The sequence below is a fragment of the Ottowia flava genome (assembly GCF_008017535.1).
Lineage (GTDB): Bacteria > Pseudomonadota > Gammaproteobacteria > Burkholderiales > Burkholderiaceae_C > Ottowia > Ottowia flava.
Window position 1 is genome coordinate 142,277 of record NZ_VRUA01000008.1, and the last position, 16,469, is coordinate 158,745.

Sequence of the window (16,469 nt, forward strand, 5' to 3'; positions counted from 1 at the left end):
TCACGCCGTCAGCATCAGGTCCGCAAGCGGGCACCGACATCTGACTGCAGTTGGCCCAGTACCTCCTGAACCGCAGCGTCAATGCGCTCATCGGTCAACGACTCCTGACCACCGTCCAGTATCAGCCGAACGGCCAGCGATTTCTCGTCCGCAGCGACCGCCCCGCCCGCATCGGTACCCGCCTTTGGACGGTAGATATCGAACAGCGTCGCACTGCGCAGCATGGCCGCAGACGGCGCAGCGTGAATCGAACGCATCAACTGCGCATGCGTGACCGATTCTTTGACCACGACGGCGATGTCGCGCTCCACGGCTTGCTGACGCGGTAGGACGGCCGCCACTGGGAGCGCGTGGTCAAGCACCTCGTCGAGCGCCAGTTCAAACAGCACGGGCGCATGTGACAACTCCCATTGCTGCCGCCAGCGGGGATGCAATTCGCCCACATGCCCGATGACCTGCCCGTTCACCAGCACGCGTGCGCAACGCCCAGGGTGCATGGTGGGGTGGGTGTCTGCCTCGAACTGCGGCTTTCGCGGGCTCAGCAAGGCTTCGACGTCACCCTTGACGTCGTAGAAATCTGCAGGTGGCTGCTTGCCTGCCCAGCCCTGCTGCGTTGCTGGGCCGTACACCGCCCCCGCGATCCGCATGGGCTGCGCTACGCCGGCCACATCGTCCGCGCCGGTACGGGTGCCCGCATCGCGCCGGAAAACGCGGCCCACTTCAAACACGCGCAGGCGATCTGCACGGCGGTCCGTGTTGCGCTTGATGACTTGGAGCAAGGATGCCAGCAGGCTCGAGCGCATCACGTTCAGCTGGCTGGCGATGGGGTTCAGCAGGCGCACTGGGTCGGTGTTGCCAGCCAGGTCGCGCTCCCACGCTTCGTCCACAAAGCTGAAGTTGATCGTCTCCAGATAGCCGAGCTTGGCCATCGCGTGGCGCACTTCAAAGCGGCCATGGCGCGCTTCGGAGCGCACGCGCGGCGTGATCGGCGCCAACGGCGCGGTTTCCGGCAGGTTCTGATAACCGATCAGGCGCGCCACCTCTTCGATCAGGTCCTCTTCGATCTTCAGATCGAACCGGTACGGTGGCGGCGTAACCGTCAGCGTGCCCTGGCCTTCGGTGAAGGGCAGTTGCAGGCGCTGCATCACTTCGGCGCACTGCGCCTGCGACAGCGGCATGCCGATCACCTTGGCGGCGCGCGCCACGCGCAGGGTGACGGGCTGAGGCACCACGGTGTTGGGCGCCTGGTCGTCGACCGGGCCAAACGAAGTTTCGGGCGTGCCGCAGATATCCAGAATCAAGCGGCTGAGATGCTCGATGTGCGCGACCGTCAGCTCGGGGTCCACACCGCGCTCGAAGCGGTGGCCCGCGTCGGTGGCAAAGTTGAAGCGGCGCGAACGGCCAGCCACCGCGTCGGGCCACCAGAAGGCGGCTTCGACATATACGTTGCGCGTGTCGTCCGACACGGCGGTGGCGTCGCCGCCCATGATGCCGGCCAGCGATTCCACCTCGCGGTCGTCGGCGATCACGCCCACCGATTCGTCCAGGGTGACAGTGTTGCCGTTCAGCAGCTTGAGCTGCTCGCCCGGGCGGCCCCAGCGCACGTCCAGGCCGCCGTGGATCTTGTCCAGATCGAAGATGTGGCTGGGCCGGCCGTACTCGAACATCACGTAGTTGGAGATGTCGACCAGCGGCGCCACGCTGCGCTGGCCGCAGCGCGCCAGCCGGTCCACCATCCACGCAGGCGTTCTTGCTTGTGTGTTGACGTTGCGGATCACGCGACCGGAGAAGCGCCCGCACAGGTCGGTGGCGCTGATCTTCACGGGCAGCAAGTCGGCGTTGCCCACGGCGACGGGCGGGAAGCTTGGCGTCTTCAGCGGCGCACCAGTGAGCGCCGACAGCTCGCGCGCCACACCGTACACGCTCAGCGCGTGACCCAGGTTGGGCGTCAGCTTGAGCGTGAAGACCGCGTCGTCCAGCTTCATCGCCTCGCGGATGTTCTGGCCCAGCGGTAGGTCGGCCGGCAGCTCCAGCAGGCCACCGTGATCGTCAGACAGATGCAGCTCGCTCGCCGAGCACAGCATGCCCTGGCTTTCCACGCCGCGCAGCTTGCCCAGCTGGATCTTGAACGGCTTACCGTGGGATTTTTCGTCGTTTGCGGGCGGCAACTCGGCCCCGACCATCGCGCACGGCACCTTGATGCCGACGCGCGCGTTGGGCGCGCCGCACACGATGTTCAGCAGCTCGGGCTGGCCCACGTCGACCTGGCACACGCGCAGGCGATCGGCGTTGGGGTGCTGCTCGGCGGCCTTGATCTCACCCACCACCACGCCGGTGAAAGGCGGGGCCACGGGGCGGATCTCTTCGACCTCGAAGCCGCCCATGGTCAGCACGTCGGCGAGTTGTTCGGTGTTCAGCGCGGGGTTGCAGAACTCGCGCAGCCAGGATTCAGGAAATTGCATGGCAGATCAGGAACGGCGGTGATCAAATATCATTTTGATAGCTGGTTGCGCTTGTTGTTGGCCGATTTCAGACACTTTCGCCTTGAATCTCTTGCCAAATCAGCGCGGCCAGCTATGCTTTTTGAGAAGGATGTCTCAGCGAAACTGCGACAGGAATCGCACATCGCCATCGAAGAACTGGCGCAGGTCGTTCACCCCGTAGCGCAACATGGCCAGGCGGTCGATGCCCGAGCCGAAGGCAAAGCCGATGAATCGCTCGGGATCCAGCCCCATGTTGCGCACCACCTGCGGGTGTACCTGGCCAGAGCCGGACACTTCCAGCCACTTGCCGGCCAGCGGGCCGCTTTGGAACTGGATGTCGATCTCGGCGCTGGGCTCGGTGAACGGGAAGTAGCTCGGGCGAAAGCGCAGGATCAGGTCGTCCGTCTCAAAGAACGCCTTGCAGAAATTGAGGTACGTGACCTTCAGGTCCTTGAAGCTCACGTTTTCGCCCAGCCACAGGCCTTCAACCTGGTGGAACATGGGCGAGTGCGTGGCGTCGTTGTCCACGCGGTACGTGCGGCCCGGCACGATCACGCGCACTTCGGGCATGTCGCCGCGCATCAGCGCCGCCGCGTGCTTCTTGGCGTGCGCGGTGGCGTAGCGGATCTGCATCGGGCTCGTGTGCGTGCGCAGGCAGTAGGGCTGGCCGTCCTCGTCGGTCATGTCGACGTAGAAGGTGTCCTGCATCGATCGCGCCGGGTGGTTGGGCGGGTTATTCAACGCGGTGAAGTTGAACCAGTCGTTTTCGATCTCGGGACCGTCGCCCACGTCGAAACCCATGCTGGTGAAGATCTGTTCGATGCGCTCCCACGCACGGCTGATCGGGTGCAGGCCGCCCTGCCCGCGCTGGCGGCCCGGCAGGGTGACGTCGAGCGCCTCGGCCTGCAGCTGGCGGTCCAGCTCGGCGTCGGCCAGGGCCTGGCGGCGCGCGGTCAGCGCGGCTTCGATCGCCTGTTTGACCTGGTTGATGGCGGCGCCGCGTGTCTTTTTCTCGTCGACGCTGAGTTGGGCCATGCCCTTCATCAGTTCGGTCACGCGGCCCGACTTGCCCAGAAACTGCGCCTTGGCGTTCTCGAGATCGGCGGGGGCGTGCGCGCGGGCAAACGCCTCGGCGGCGCTTTGGACCAGTTCGTCCAGGTCGGGGGCGGCGACAGTCGGGGCGTTCATCGGCGGCAACTCTTGAAAATCTGAAAATGAAAAAGGGATTGAAGCCAAATCGGCCTCAACCCCTAGAACCACCGGCGCAGGCAGCTACTGAATCAATAGTATCTGCGCGGCGGCAACGGCATCAGGCCAGTTGGGCCTTGGCCTGTGCAACGATGCTGGCGAAAGCCGCCTTGTCGTGCACGGCGATATCGGCCAGGACCTTGCGGTCCAGCGTGATGCCAGCTTTGTTCATACCGTTGATGAACTGGCTGTAGGTCAGGCCCAGTTCACGCGTAGCGGCGTTGATACGGGCGATCCACAGACGGCGGAACACGCGCTTCTTGTTGCGGCGGTCACGGTAGGCGTATTGGCCCGCCTTCATCACCGCCTGCTTGGCAACACGGTAGACGTTCTTGCGGCGGCCGCGGAAACCCTTGGCGAGGGCCAGTACCTTCTTGTGACGAGCGCGAGCGGTCACACCACGTTTGACGCGAGGCATAGTAGTTCTCCTTGTCCGTCAGTTGATCAAAGGCCAGCGAAGGGCAGCATTTGTGCCATGTGACCGAGGTTGGTCTCATGCACATTCACCGCACCGCGCAGGTGGCGCTTGTTCTTGGTGGTCTTCTTGGTCAGGATGTGACGCTTGAAGGCTTGACCGCGCTTGACGGTGCCACCGGGACGGACGCGAAAACGCTTCTTCGCGCTGCTCTTGGTCTTCATTTTGGGCATTTGCATGCTCCTTTTCGTTGTGCTCGCGAGGCGTGCGCTGCAACTTGCCGCGCCCTTGGAGGCCCCGAGCCACTTCTTGTGGCAGGCCTTCCAGCCTGCCCGTTCGCCTGCCGGGGCCACAGCCCCGCCAAACCAATCTTGTTCTGTCCGCCGCGCTTCAGTCGGTCGTTTGCGCCGCCTCGGCCGGTGCCGCAGCAGGCTTGCCGCCACCGCCACCCGGCTTCTTGCGCGCGGGCGCCAGCATCATGATCATCTGGCGGCCTTCCAGCTTCGGGAACTGCTCGACCGACACAATGTCGACCAGTTCGTCCCGAATGCGGTTCAGCAGCGCCAGGCCGAGTTCCTGGTGCGTGATTTCGCGACCGCGGAAGCGCAGCGTGACCTTGACTTTGTCGCCATCCGCCAGAAAACGGCGGATATTGCGCATCTTGATGTTGAAATCGCCGTCGTCGGTGCCAGGGCGGAACTTGACTTCCTTGATCTCGATGACCGTTTGCTTGGCCTTCGCTTCGGCGGCTTTCTTCTGCTCGAGGTACTTGAACTTGCCGTAATCCATCAACCGGCAAACCGGCGGATTGGCCGTGGCCACGACTTCGACCAAGTCCACGTCGTACTCACCCGCAAGGCGCAAGGCCTCCTGGATGGGCACCACGCCCAGTGGCTCGTTCTCGGGCCCGTTCAGGCGGACCTCGGGGGCCATGATTTCTCGATTCAGACGGTGCGCGCGCTCCTCACGATGGCGGCGGTCACGGAAATTCGTAGCGATGGTGTCGATTCCTCAAGTCAAGATGCTATGCTCTGCATAGCGGATACCGCCCGTACGACGCGGACCAAAGCTGGTTTTGAATAAAAATCAAGCTTTAGCAGTAATGTCCGATGCGATGCGGTCCATGAACGCTTGCAAGGGCATCACACCGAGGTCCTGGTTGCCCCGGGCGCGCACTGCGACGGCGCCAGCTTCCCGCTCCTTGTCGCCGACGACCAGGATATAAGGCAGCTTTTGCAGTGAATGCTCCCGTATTTTATACGTAATCTTCTCGTTACGCAGATCGGTCTCCACCCGCAAGCCCTTGTCGCGCAGCGTTTTTGCCACGCTTTGCACGTAATCGGACTGGGCATCGGTGATGCCGGTGACCACCACCTGCACCGGTGACAGCCACACCGGGAGCGCTCCGGCGTAGTGCTCGATCAGCATGCCTATGAAACGCTCCAGGCTGCCGACGATGGCGCGGTGCAGCATGATGGGTCGGTGGCGGGCACCGTCCTCGCCGACGTATTCAGCGTCCAGGCGCTCGGGCATGTTCGGGTCGACCTGCATGGTGCCGCACTGCCATTCCCGGCCCAGGGCATCCTTCAGCGTGTACTCGATCTTCGGGCCGTAGAACGCGCCCTCGCCCGGGCTGATCTGGAATTCGCAGCCCGAGGCGCGCAGACCTTCCATCAGCGCCTGCTCGGCCTGGTCCCAGCTTTCTTCCGAGCCGATGCGCTGCTCCGGCCGCGTGGCGACCTTGTAGATGATGTCCGTGAAGCCAAAGTCCTTGTAGACCTTTTGCAGCAAGGTCGTGTAGGCCGTGCATTCGGCCTGGATCTGGTCGGGTGTGCAGAAGATGTGCCCATCGTCCTGCGTGAAGCCGCGCACGCGCATGATGCCGTGCAGCCCGCCGCTGGGCTCGTTGCGGTGGCAGTTGCCGAACTCGCCGTAGCGCAGCGGCAGGTCGCGGTAGCTTTTCACGCCCTGCTTGAAGATGAGGATGTGGCCGGGGCAGTTCATCGGCTTGAGCGCGTAATCGCGCTTTTCGCTCTCGGTGACGAACATGTTCTCGCGGTACTTGTCCCAGTGGCCGGTCTTCTCCCACAGCGACTTGTCCAGGATCTGCGGCCCCTTGACCTCCTGGTACCCGTTGTCGTTGTAGACGTGGCGCATGTACTGCTCCACCTGCTGCCACAGCGTCCAGCCTTTCGGGTGCCAGAACACCGTGCCGGGCGAATGCTCGTCGATGTGGAACAGGTCCAGTTCCTTGCCCAGCTTGCGGTGGTCGCGCTTCTCGGCCTCTTCCAGCATGTGCAGGTAATTCTGCAACTCGTCCTTGCTCGACCACGCCGTGCCGTAGATGCGCTGCAGCATCTCGTTACGGTGATCGCCGCGCCAGTAGGCACCCGCCACCTTCATCAGTTTGAAGTGTTTGAGCTTGCCCGTGCTCGGCACGTGCGGACCGCGGCACAGGTCTTCAAAAGCGCCTTCGCGGTACAGCGAAACGTCTTCGTTGGTCGGAATGCTGGCGATGATCTCGGCCTTGTAGGCCTCCCCCAGGCCTTTGAAGTACGCCACCGCTTCGTCACGCGGCAGCACGCGGCGCACCACGGGCTCGTCCTTGGCGGCCAGTTCGGCCATCTTCTTCTCGATGGCGATCAGGTCTTCCGGCGTGAAGGGGCGCTTGTAGCTGAAGTCGTAGAAGAAGCCGTTGTCGATGACCGGGCCGATGGTGACCTGCGCTTCCGGGAACAGCTCCTTGACGGCATAGGCCAGCAAGTGGGCGGTGGAGTGGCGGATCATCTCCAGCCCATCCGGGTCCTTGGCCGTGACGATCGACAGCTTCGCGTCCTGCGCGATCGGGTAGCTGGTGTCGACCAGCTTGCCGTCCACCTTGCCGCCCAGGGCGGCCTTGGCCAGGCCGGCGCCGATCGACTGGGCGACCTCGGCCACGGTCACCGGGCCGGGGAATTCGCGTTGCGAACCGTCGGGAAGCGTGATTTGAACCATGAGAAACCTTCAGAAATCGTTCGGGAAACGTCGCCAAAAACAGGCAACGGGCAACAAAAAAGCGCGGCCTTAAGCCGCGCTTGGTTCATTTTTCATAGCACCCTGCGCTTGCTGGGCACCATCAAAACCGCTAACGTGGCTTAGATCAGGCTCCTTGCCGAGGTAGTTCGCGGTGTCATAACCAAGCTGCCTTTCTCGCCCTTATCCAGTGGATGTTGGTGCGCTGCCTCACTTGCGCGAGGAGCGAAACCTGCAGATTTTAACCGCTGCTCGCCAGTTGTGCAGCGGGCGGCTTCTTGCGTGGCCGGGCAGCCAGTTGTTCGGCGTCGGCAGCGCATCTTGCCGCGCTACTCGGCGTGCACGATCTCGCCGCTCGCGTTGTCGACCAGCACCGGCGTTTCAAAGTAGGTCAGCCGTGGCTCGGTGCCGTATTTTTCCTTGACGAAGGCGCGCCACGCGCCGTCGTACACGCGCTCGGCGGCGGCGCGCGACGCCCACAGGTACACGCCGCCGGCGGTCTGGCCATCTTCCGACAGCACGTAGTACTTGCGGATCAGCCCGTCCATGCCCAAGTAGCGCGGTGCGGTGCTGGCGAAGATGGCTTTGGCCTGCGCCACGGTGATGGGTTGGGGCAGGCTGAATTGAACCAGGGCGGTGATCATCGGGGCGTGTCTCCACAAAAGGCCCGTCCCTGCGACGCTGCGCGCCGCGGCAGGGCCGTGCCACGCAGCCTAGCACGCGACACGCATCGGCAGATGGCGCAAGCGATTTACTATGAATTCAGTAGCTGCCTGCGCAGGTTTATCTAGAGACAGCGCCTGATTTGATTGGAAATTCGACCACACGGCGTCTGAAAAGAGAAAAGCCACGGCAGGCCGTGGCTTTCTTGTCTCCTCCGGGTCCGGCGCGCCGCTGGGCAGCGCGCGGGCAGGAAGATCAGTGGAACTGCTCTTCTTCGGTCGAACCGGCCAGCGCCTTGACGCTGGAAGAGCCGCCCTGGATCACGGTGGTCACGTCGTCGAAGTAACCGGCGCCCACTTCCTGCTGGTGCGACACGAAGGTGTAACCCTTGTCGCGCGCGGCGAATTCGGGTTCCTGGATCATTTCCACGTAGTGCTTCATGCCCTCGCCCTGCGCGTACTCGTGGGCGAACTTGAAGGTGTTGTACCAGTTGCTGTGGATACCGGCCAGCGTGATGAACTGGAACTTGTAGCCGAGCGCCGACAGGTCTTCCTGGAACGAGGCGATCTGCTTGTCGTTCAGGTTCTTCTTCCAGTTGAAGGACGGCGAGCAGTTGTAGCTCAGCAGCTTGCCCGGGCACTCTTTCAGCACGGCCTGGGCGAATTCGCGGGCAAAGCCGATGTCCGGCGTGCCGGTTTCGCACCACACCAGGTCGGCGTAAGGGGCGTAGGCGATGCCGCGGCTGATGGCCTGCTCCAGACCGTTCTTGACGCGGTAGAAGCCTTCTTGCGTGCGCTCGCCGGTCAGGAAGGCCTGGTCGTTGGCGTCGTGGTTGCTGGTGATCAGGTTGGCAGCTTCGGCGTCGGTGCGGGCCAGCACGATGGTGGGCACGCCCATCACGTCGGCGGCAAAGCGCGCGGCGATCAGCTTTTCAACGGCTTCACGCGTCGGCACCAGCACCTTGCCACCCATGTGGCCGCACTTCTTGACGGCGGCCAGCTGGTCTTCAAAGTGCACGCCGGCAGCGCCTGCCTGGATCATGTTCTTCATCAGCTCGAACGCGTTCAGCACGCCACCGAAACCGGCTTCGGCATCGGCCACGATCGGTAGGAAGTAGTCGATGAAGTCCTTATCGCCGGGGTTGGTGCCACGCGACCACTGGATCTCGTCAGCGCGGGTGAAGGTGTTGTTGATGCGGCGCACCATGGTCGGCACCGAGTCGTAGGCGTACAGCGACTGGTCGGGGTACATGGTTTCGCTGGTGTTGCCGTCGGCGGCGACTTGCCAGCCCGACAGGTACACGGCTTCCAGGCCTGCCTTGGCCTGCTGCATGGCCTGGCCGGCGGAGATGGCGCCGAAGGCGTTCACGTAGCCCTTCTTGGCATCGCCGTTGATCTTTTCCCACAGCTTCTCGGCGCCGCGCTGAGCCAGCGTGTATTCAGGGCGCAGGCTGCCGCGCAGACGCACCACGTCGGCGGCTGAATAGCCGCGCTTGACGCCTTTCCAGCGCGGGTTGTTGGCCCAGTCTTTTTCCAGGGCGGCGACTTGCTGTTCGCGGCTGAGTTGTTGGTTCGAGTTCGGCATGTGGGTGCTCCAGAAATGAAAGAGGAAACTGAAAGCGGCGGGTGGGAACCGGTGGCTGTTGCCGGGCGATTCGGTGGCGTCGTGGGGCAATCATAACTCTTGTATAAGACCTGATCGGATTCTTATGTCTTATACAAGACTTATTTTTCATTCATACAAATCAATCACTTAAAGTTTATTTATCTCATTGTGAAAATTCATCTCCCATATTGAGAAAAAATGCTGCGGCGCCGCAATAGAATTTTTTGCAATGCAGCAATTAGATTTCTTGATGTGAAATCTAATTCAGTGCAACTTGCGCGCTTCGGCGGAAGCTGACCGGCCACGAAGACCGGAGTGCCGGCGCAACCCAACCCCACGCAGCAAGCCCTTTCAGCTTGCGCAGGTCTCATGGCAGGCGGCCTACGGGCGTGGTTCGTTAAGCGCGGCCCCATTCAAGCCTCACCAGCGCCTGTCTCACCGCCCATGCGCAGCATCAGGGCGGGCTGCTGCTCACGTATATTCGCGCTCACCTCCGCCCGAGACTGCCACCCAAGATGTCCAACGCCCGACCGCTCGCCTACCTGGCCCTGGGCACGTCCATGGCGCTGGTGGGCACCTATGTGGCCCTGTCCAAGCCGCTGGCGGCGGCGTTTCCCGTGATGCTGCTGGCGTGGTTGCGCTTTGGCATGGGCGGCATCGCGATGCTGCCGTGGCTGAAGAAGCCCGCCGACGAACCGCCGATGACGGCGCAGACGCGGCGCCTGCTGTTTCTGGAATCGTTCCTGGGCAATTTCCTGTTCACGCTGTGCATGATCAGCGGCGTCAAGCTGACCACAGCGGTATCCGCCAGTGTGATCATGGCCGCGATTCCGGCGGCGGTGGCGCTGCTGTCCTGGATCTTCCTGCGCGAGCGCGTCGCACCCCGCGTGTGGGCGGGCGTGGCCTGCGCGGTGCTCGGCATCGGCCTGCTGTCGCTATCAAAAACGCAGCTGTCTGCGCACGCTGGTGCAGCGCCGGACGCCAATAACGCTCACAACCTGGTATGGCTGGGCAACCTGCTGCTGATCGCCGCTGTGTTCTGCGAAGCCAGCTATGCGGTGATCGGCAAGAAGTTGACGGGCAGTTTGACGCCGCGGCGCATCAGCGCGCTGATCAACCTGTGGGGCTTTGTGCTAAGCACGCCCATGGGTTTGTGGCTGGCGTTCGGATTTGACTTTGGCGCCGTCACGGCGAGCACCTGGGTGCTGTTGGTCTTTTATTCGCTGGCGGCCTGCATGTGGTCGGTATGGCTGTGGATGACCGGGCTGAAGCACGTGCCCGCCGCGCAGGCCGGCGTCTTCACGGTGCTGCTGCCGATCAGTGCAGCGGTGGTCGGCGTGCTGGCCTTGGGTGAAAAGATGGACGGCACGCAGTTGATCGCCTTCGGCCTCGCCCTGGCCGGCGTGGTGCTGGCCACCCTGCCCTCACGCGTGGCGCTGCGGGTGCGGCCACGCAAGGACTGAAGATCACTGTGGATGGGTCACAGCGGCGGCCGCTCAAGGACCATGCGCAGCTTTCGTCCGCGCATTCTCGCTACCTTACTGATAGCTGCTTGCGCTGATCCATGTAGGGCTGCAAGCCGATTTCATATAAAAATTACGCGAACTCGCCCGGCGCCGAACATCACGCTCAGAGCAGCGCGCGATCCGCCACCACGATGCCGTCTTCATCGGCGTAAAGCCAATCGCCCGGGCGCACCCACACGCCTTGCAACTGCACCGGCACGTCGGCCTGACCTTCTCCGCGCTTGTCGGTGCGCAGCGGGTTGAGCGCCAGCGCACGGATCGGCACGCCGGCGGCGCGCAACTCGGCCACGTCGCGCACGCAGCCATCGACCACGATGCCGGCCCAGCCGTTCTTGGCCGCCGCCACCGCCAGATTGCCGCCGACCAGCGCGCGCCGCAGCGAAGCGCCACCGTCGACCACCAGCACGCGGCCTTCGCCTGGCAGGTTCACCGCTTCGCGCACCCGCGAGTTGTCTTCCGGGCAGCGCAGCGTATACACACGGCCGCTGAAGGGCTGCAACGCGCCGAAGTCGCGAAACACCGGCGGCAGCACGCGAAACGCGCCCGAGGTGTCGCCCTCATGGGCATCGCACAGGTCACAGGTGGCAAAGGCAAGAGTGCTCAAAGGAGGTCTCCAGAATTCAAAGAGTTCTTCAGATGCAGAAAGCATACCGAAGCCAGATGCGACCGAACTCCGTCTGAACGCGCTTCATTCGCGCGGCTTCCAAGCACCGGCCCACACGCTGCCAACCGTCACCAAAAGTCACAGTTCGCCCTCGGAAACCTCCCATGTGCGCGAAAAGTTCGCGAACGCGGTGCCAGCGGGAGGAAAAAGCAACATCCAACTGCGAAAAACCCCAATTTCCCCTTGGAACGGTGCTACTTATCCAGTAGCATCCGTCTCAGCCAAGCAGGGTGCAAACACCCGAGACAAGGCGAGGAAGTTCAGAACCCGATAAAGAGGATCAACAAACATGGCAACTGCAAAGAAAGCTCCGGCCAAGACGGCTGCACCGGCCAAGCGCGCCCCCAGCGCCGCCTTCATGAAGCCGATGACGCCCAGCCCGGCGCTGGCCGCGGTGATCGGCAATAAGCCGATGCCCCGCACCGAAGTCACCAAGAAGGTGTGGGAATACATCAAGGCCCACAACCTGCAAGACGCTGCCAACAAGCGCAACATCAACGCCGACGCCAAGCTGAAGGAAATTTTCAAGAAGCCGCAGGTCACGATGTTCGAGATGACCAAGCTGATCAGCGCACACCTGTCCTGATCAACGCAAGGCGTCTCGCCCAATAAAAAACCGGCCCCAGGGCCGGTTTTTTTGTGCGCGCCAACCAGATGAATCGACGCAGCGCGGTCCGCCCCGCGCGGCAGCGTCGCTGCTTACGCCGACTTGGCGGCCGCGGCCTTTTCCTCGATGGTGTCGAGCGTGACGCGCGTTGTGATGACCTGATCGCTCAGGATCACCTCGATCACCGTCCCTTCGGCGCGCGCCAGGGCAGCGCGCAAGGCAGGCTCGAATTCTTCGGTGCGCGTCACCCGTTCGGCGGCGTAGCCGTAGCTTTTCGCCAGTTGCACGAAGTCCGGGTTGACCAGTTCGGTCCCGGCACGGCGGTGCGGGTACTCGCGCGCCTGGTGCATGCGGATGGTGCCGAACACGCCGTTGTTGAGGATCACGATGATGGTCTTGCCACCGTACTGCACGGCCGTCGCCAGCTCCTGCCCGTTCATCATGAAGTCACCGTCGCCCGCCATCGTCAGCACCGTGCGGCCGGTGGTGATGGCGCAGGCAATGCCAGCCGGCACGCCATAGCCCATGGCGCCGCTGGTGGGCGCCAGCTGCGTCTTCACGCCCTGCGCCAGACCGGGATAGGCGAAATAGCGGTGCACCCAGCTGGCGAAGTTGCCGGCGCCGTTGGTGACCGCCGCATCCGCAGGTAAGGCGGCCTGAATCACCTGCATCACCGTGTGCATGTCGACCGGGCCAGGCAGCGCCTGCGGCTGCTGGTTGGCCAGGTAATCGGCGTGAGCGGCTTCGGCCCAGGCTTTCCAGCGTGCGGCATCCGTCGGTACCAGCGCCGCCAGCGCAGACGCGATCGCTGGCATCGTCGCGCACAACGCCAGTTCGGGCTGGTACACGCGCCCCAGCTCTTCAGCACTGCTGTGCACGTGCACCAGCTTCTGTTTGGGTTGTGGCGCGACAAGCAACGTGTAGCCGCTGGTCGTCATCTCGCCCAAGCGCGGACCAATGGCCAGCACCAGGTCGGCATCCTCGATGCGCTGGGCTAGGCGCGGATTGATGGCGATACCCACGTCGCCGGCGTACAGCGGGTGTCGGTTGTCGAACACATCCTGAAAGCGCATGGCGGTGGCCACGGGCAAGTGCCAACGCTCGGCAAACTGCTGCAGCGCCTGCGCGCTGCGCGGCGTCCAGCCGCCGCCACCGGCGATCACGATGGGCCGTTCGGCCGCGACCAGCAGTGCCTGCAGCTGCTCCATCGCGGCCAGGTCCGGCGCGTACATGGGCGGCTCCCAGCGCGGCAGCGGCTGCAGCGATGCCGGCACCGGCTCGACCAACATGTCCTCAGGCAAAACCAGCACGACGGGGCCCGGGCGGCCGTTCATCGCTGTCGCAAACGCGCGCGCCACGTATTCCGGCAGACGCGCAGCGCTGTCGATGCGCTCCACCCGCTTAGCCATGCCGAAGGCACCGAAGAAGGCGCTGTAGTCCACTTCCTGAAACGCCTCACGGTCGCGCTGGTGGCTGGCCACGTCACCGACAAACAGCACCATCGGCGTTGAGTCCTGCGACGCCGTGTGCACGCCAATGCTCGCGTTGGTGGCGCCCGGCCCGCGCGTCACGAAGCAGACACCGGGCCGGCCGGTGAGCTTGCCGTGCGCCTCGGCCATGAAACTGGCGCCGCCTTCCTGGCGGCAAATCACAAACCGGATCGCGTCGCGGTGCTCATGAAAACCGTCGAGTGCGGCGAGGTAACTTTCGCCCGGCACGCCAAACGCATGGGTAACGCCCTGGGCCAGAAGGCATTCGACAAGAAGGTGGCCTGCGATTCGCTGAGTCATGGCCCATTGTGCACAAGCCGCGCCGGCGGCCGCCGATCAAGCCGCAGCGGTGGCCGCGCGTTCATTGGCGCGGGTACGCAGCCCCACGCCCAGTGCCGCACCAACGGCCAGCAACAAGGTCAGCGCGCCGCCCAGCAGCGTTGCGCGGTACCAGCCGTGGTCCATCATCACCCCGAAGATCAGCGGGGCGACTGCAAAACCCGAATCCAGGCCCGAATACACGATGCCGTACACCCGGCCGGTGGCGCCCTTGGGTGTGGCGCGCTTGATCATCATGTCGCGGCTGGGGCCACCGACGCCGATGGCGAAGCCGGTGGCGGCCAGCGCGACCATGGTGCCTGCCGCGCCCATCAAGCCCGAAGCGCACACAGCCATCAGCACTGCGCCTGCCGCCATGCACCATGCCACCACGCGATCGCTGTTGCGCGGCATGCGCGCGGCAACGAAGCCGCCAATCAACATGCCCAGCGCGCTGGCCAGCATGTAGGCCGTCACGGTCATGGCCGCGGCTTCAAAGCTGACGTTGAACAAGGCTTTGAGAATGGGCGATGCGTAGTTCTGCACCACAGCCAGCGTCATCGTGGACAGAAAGAAGAACGAGAAGCACCACCAAACGACTGGCAGCTTCATAAAGCTCAAAGCGCTGGTGCCGCCGCTGGCCGACGGCGTGGCCTGGTGCACCACAACCTCGGTGCGCAGATGCGCCCGGCCCAGGTACAGGATGACGATGACCACGCCGTAGAGACCCGCCGCCACAAGGTAGGCGCGGTGCCAGTCTGAGAAGGCCACCATCAGGGCAAAGAAAGCCGGCGCCAGGCCCCAGCCCAGGCTGCCGCTCAAACCGTGCGCACTGAACCCGTAGCCGAGTCGCGCGCTGGAAACGCGTTGGTTGAGAATCGAGAAATCCACCGGATGGAACGGCGCGTTGCCCAAGCCAGCGAACACCGACACCAGCATCAGCCCCGCGTAGCTGGTGGCCATCGACCCCGCCAAGCAGGCCGCGATGAAACAGCCGATGGCGGCAAACAGCACGGGCCGGGCGCCCACCTTGTCCACCAGAAAGCCGGACATCGCCTGGCCAACGCCGGAGATGACGAAGAACACCGTCATCAGAAAACCCAGCTGCGAGAAAGTCAGACCAAATTCCGCCGCGAAGATCGGAAACAGCGGCGGCAGCAACAGGTGCGAGAAGTGCGAACTGGCATGCGCCAGACCGACCAGGCCGATCACGGTCGCGTCGTCGCGCAAGGGCGGGGTAGTTACGGGAGCGGCAGCGGCAGCGGCAGCGTCGGCCGTCTGGGTGGCGGGGTTCATGGGCGGTTGTCCTGGCGTGAAGCGGCCACCGACATCGCCCTGGGGCGGTGGCCAGCGGTGGCCAATGCCAGGATGGTAGGCGCAAGCGCTGCATGACAGCACTTGCAGAAAAGCGCGTATTTGACAACAATCGTCGAAAATCCGCCAAACCGGCAGATACTTCACCCAGTCTCACTTCGCCATGCCGTTGCACCGCCCCGCCTCCAGCGCCCTGGCAGTCGACCAAGGTCGTTACCAACCGTCGCCCGAGCGCCCGGTGCGCGGCAAGCGCGCGCGCGAAGTCACCACCGACACCCATTTCGACCCGCACCACCACCCCTGGGCGCAAATCGCCTATTGCGCCAGCGGCACCTTGCACGTGAGCGTGCAAGACCTGTCTGCGGGGCACGACACGCGCTACGTCGTGCCCTCATCGCGCGCCGTCTGGATCGCACCACGCAGCCGGCACACCGTGGCGGTGCTGAGCACGGCCGAGTTGCACACGCTGTACCTGGACCCGGGCGTCGCGCCCGCAGGCTGGCAGACCAGCCGCATGTTCGCCGTCTCGTCGTTGCTGCGCGAGCTGTTCCTGGCGCTCGAACATGCCGAGCCCGGCGCGCGCGAAGCGCACATGACGGCGCTGATGCTGCTGGAATTGGTCCGCGCCGAAACCGCGCCGCTCGGCATCCCACTGCCGCGCGCCGAGGGCGGCGACAAGCGCCTGCGCGCGTTGTGCGAGGCCGTGCTGCATGCGCCGGCCGAGCGCGCCACCCTGGCTGAATGGGCACACCGCGTCGGCGCGAGCGAGCGCACGGCGGCCAGGCTGTTCCGCGACGAGCTCGGCACGTCCTACCCGCACTGGCGCCGCCAGGTGGTGCTGGCCCACGCGCTGCCCTTGCTGGCGCGCGGCACACCCGTCGGCCAGGTCGCCACCGCCTGCGGCTACGCCAGCGAAAGCGCGTTCGGCGCCATGGTCAAGGCGCAGTTGGGGCAGTCGCCCAGCGCTTTTCAAATGAAAACAGGCTGATGCCCTACAACCACCTGCGCGGGCAGCTACTCTATTAATAGCTATGCGCAGTCGTCAGTACTTGGCGGATTCAATTCCAAGTGCAACGTTGATTCAATGCGCGGAGTCATCACGCTGGGTCAATTGGTGCAGGTGC

General features: G+C 64.0%; 14 protein-coding genes. 3 read left to right on the plus strand and 11 right to left on the minus strand.

Annotation, left to right across the window (positions count from 1 at the left end; all coding sequences use genetic code 11):
• Nucleotides 1–14: 14 nt before the first annotated feature.
• From pheT to aceA, 8 genes are all read right to left on the minus strand, one after another.
• On the minus strand, nucleotides 15–2,462 hold the full coding sequence (pheT, locus tag FVQ98_RS10350; RefSeq protein WP_147913352.1) for a phenylalanine--tRNA ligase subunit beta: 2,448 nt from the start codon (nucleotides 2,460–2,462) through the stop codon (nucleotides 15–17).
• Between the two features lie 135 nt (nucleotides 2,463–2,597).
• Entirely contained in the window at nucleotides 2,598–3,671 is a 1,074-nt protein-coding gene (pheS, locus tag FVQ98_RS10355) for a phenylalanine--tRNA ligase subunit alpha (protein ID WP_147913353.1), read from the minus strand.
• 121 nt (nucleotides 3,672–3,792) lie between these two features.
• A complete protein-coding gene (gene rplT / locus FVQ98_RS10360; RefSeq protein ID WP_147913354.1) occupies nucleotides 3,793–4,149 on the minus strand; it encodes a 50S ribosomal protein L20 in 357 nt (118 codons plus the stop codon).
• A 26-nt stretch (nucleotides 4,150–4,175) separates the two neighbouring features.
• The gene (gene rpmI / locus FVQ98_RS10365) at nucleotides 4,176–4,379 is read right to left on the minus strand and encodes a 50S ribosomal protein L35 (protein WP_144734192.1); all 204 of its coding nucleotides are present in this window, start codon (nucleotides 4,377–4,379) and stop codon (nucleotides 4,176–4,178) included.
• Nucleotides 4,380–4,536: 157 nt separating this feature from the next.
• Nucleotides 4,537–5,154, minus strand: a complete 618-nt coding sequence (infC, locus tag FVQ98_RS10370; protein WP_147913355.1) for a translation initiation factor IF-3 — start codon at nucleotides 5,152–5,154, stop codon at nucleotides 4,537–4,539.
• Between the two features lie 78 nt (nucleotides 5,155–5,232).
• Nucleotides 5,233–7,140, minus strand: coding sequence for a threonine--tRNA ligase (thrS, locus tag FVQ98_RS10375; RefSeq protein ID WP_147913356.1), 1,908 nt, complete (start codon nucleotides 7,138–7,140; stop codon nucleotides 5,233–5,235).
• A 347-nt stretch (nucleotides 7,141–7,487) separates the two neighbouring features.
• Nucleotides 7,488–7,802, minus strand: coding sequence for a YdhR family protein (locus FVQ98_RS10380; RefSeq protein WP_147913357.1), 315 nt, complete (start codon nucleotides 7,800–7,802; stop codon nucleotides 7,488–7,490).
• 274 nt (nucleotides 7,803–8,076) lie between these two features.
• Nucleotides 8,077–9,405, minus strand: a complete 1,329-nt coding sequence (gene aceA, locus FVQ98_RS10385) for an isocitrate lyase (RefSeq protein WP_147913358.1) — start codon at nucleotides 9,403–9,405, stop codon at nucleotides 8,077–8,079.
• Between the two features lie 536 nt (nucleotides 9,406–9,941).
• Here aceA and FVQ98_RS10390 point away from each other — a divergent pair.
• The gene (locus FVQ98_RS10390; RefSeq protein ID WP_147913359.1) at nucleotides 9,942–10,889 is read left to right on the plus strand and encodes a DMT family transporter; all 948 of its coding nucleotides are present in this window, start codon (nucleotides 9,942–9,944) and stop codon (nucleotides 10,887–10,889) included.
• A 166-nt stretch (nucleotides 10,890–11,055) separates the two neighbouring features.
• On the opposite strand, the gene rraA is transcribed toward FVQ98_RS10390, so the two are convergent.
• On the minus strand, nucleotides 11,056–11,556 hold the full coding sequence (gene rraA / locus FVQ98_RS10395; RefSeq protein ID WP_255507730.1) for a ribonuclease E activity regulator RraA: 501 nt from the start codon (nucleotides 11,554–11,556) through the stop codon (nucleotides 11,056–11,058).
• A gap of 349 nt (nucleotides 11,557–11,905) precedes the next feature.
• On the opposite strand from rraA, the gene FVQ98_RS10400 reads away from it, so the two are divergent.
• Complete coding sequence (locus FVQ98_RS10400) at nucleotides 11,906–12,202, plus strand: SWIB/MDM2 domain-containing protein (RefSeq protein WP_147913361.1); 297 nt, start codon at nucleotides 11,906–11,908, stop codon at nucleotides 12,200–12,202.
• Between the two features lie 113 nt (nucleotides 12,203–12,315).
• Here FVQ98_RS10400 and FVQ98_RS10405 read toward each other — a convergent pair whose 3' ends face one another.
• Together FVQ98_RS10405 and FVQ98_RS10410 are read right to left on the minus strand one after the other, a co-directional pair.
• Nucleotides 12,316–14,013 carry a thiamine pyrophosphate-binding protein gene (locus FVQ98_RS10405; RefSeq protein WP_147913362.1) on the minus strand — a complete coding sequence of 566 codons (1,698 nt, stop codon included), beginning with the start codon at nucleotides 14,011–14,013 and terminating at the stop codon, nucleotides 12,316–12,318.
• 36 nt (nucleotides 14,014–14,049) lie between these two features.
• Nucleotides 14,050–15,327 (minus strand): MFS transporter, encoded by a 1,278-nt coding sequence (locus tag FVQ98_RS10410; protein ID WP_147913363.1) that lies wholly within the window; start codon nucleotides 15,325–15,327, stop codon nucleotides 14,050–14,052.
• Nucleotides 15,328–15,508: 181 nt separating this feature from the next.
• Here FVQ98_RS10410 and FVQ98_RS10415 point away from each other — a divergent pair, with 181 nt between their 5' ends.
• Entirely contained in the window at nucleotides 15,509–16,333 is an 825-nt protein-coding gene (locus tag FVQ98_RS10415; RefSeq protein WP_147913364.1) for an AraC family transcriptional regulator, read from the plus strand.
• Nucleotides 16,334–16,469: the final 136 nt, after the last annotated feature.

Bases quoted from the DNA above. Each gene is read 5' to 3' on its own strand.
- pheT (WP_147913352.1), bottom strand. From the start codon at position 2,462: ATGCAATTTCCTGAATCCTGGCTGCGCGAGTTCTGCAACCCCGCGCTG.
- pheS (WP_147913353.1), bottom strand. From the start codon at position 3,671: ATGAACGCCCCGACTGTCGCCGCCCCCGACCTGGACGAACTGGTCCAA.
- rplT (WP_147913354.1), bottom strand. From the start codon at position 4,149: ATGCCTCGCGTCAAACGTGGTGTGACCGCTCGCGCTCGTCACAAGAAG.
- rpmI (WP_144734192.1), bottom strand. From the start codon at position 4,379: ATGCCCAAAATGAAGACCAAGAGCAGCGCGAAGAAGCGTTTTCGCGTC.
- thrS (WP_147913356.1), bottom strand. From the start codon at position 7,140: ATGGTTCAAATCACGCTTCCCGACGGTTCGCAACGCGAATTCCCCGGC.
- FVQ98_RS10380 (WP_147913357.1), bottom strand. From the start codon at position 7,802: ATGATCACCGCCCTGGTTCAATTCAGCCTGCCCCAACCCATCACCGTG.
- aceA (WP_147913358.1), bottom strand. From the start codon at position 9,405: ATGCCGAACTCGAACCAACAACTCAGCCGCGAACAGCAAGTCGCCGCC.
- FVQ98_RS10390 (WP_147913359.1), top strand. From the start codon at position 9,942: ATGTCCAACGCCCGACCGCTCGCCTACCTGGCCCTGGGCACGTCCATG.
- FVQ98_RS10400 (WP_147913361.1), top strand. From the start codon at position 11,906: ATGGCAACTGCAAAGAAAGCTCCGGCCAAGACGGCTGCACCGGCCAAG.
- FVQ98_RS10405 (WP_147913362.1), bottom strand. From the start codon at position 14,013: ATGACTCAGCGAATCGCAGGCCACCTTCTTGTCGAATGCCTTCTGGCC.
- FVQ98_RS10410 (WP_147913363.1), bottom strand. From the start codon at position 15,327: ATGAACCCCGCCACCCAGACGGCCGACGCTGCCGCTGCCGCTGCCGCT.
- FVQ98_RS10415 (WP_147913364.1), top strand. From the start codon at position 15,509: ATGCCGTTGCACCGCCCCGCCTCCAGCGCCCTGGCAGTCGACCAAGGT.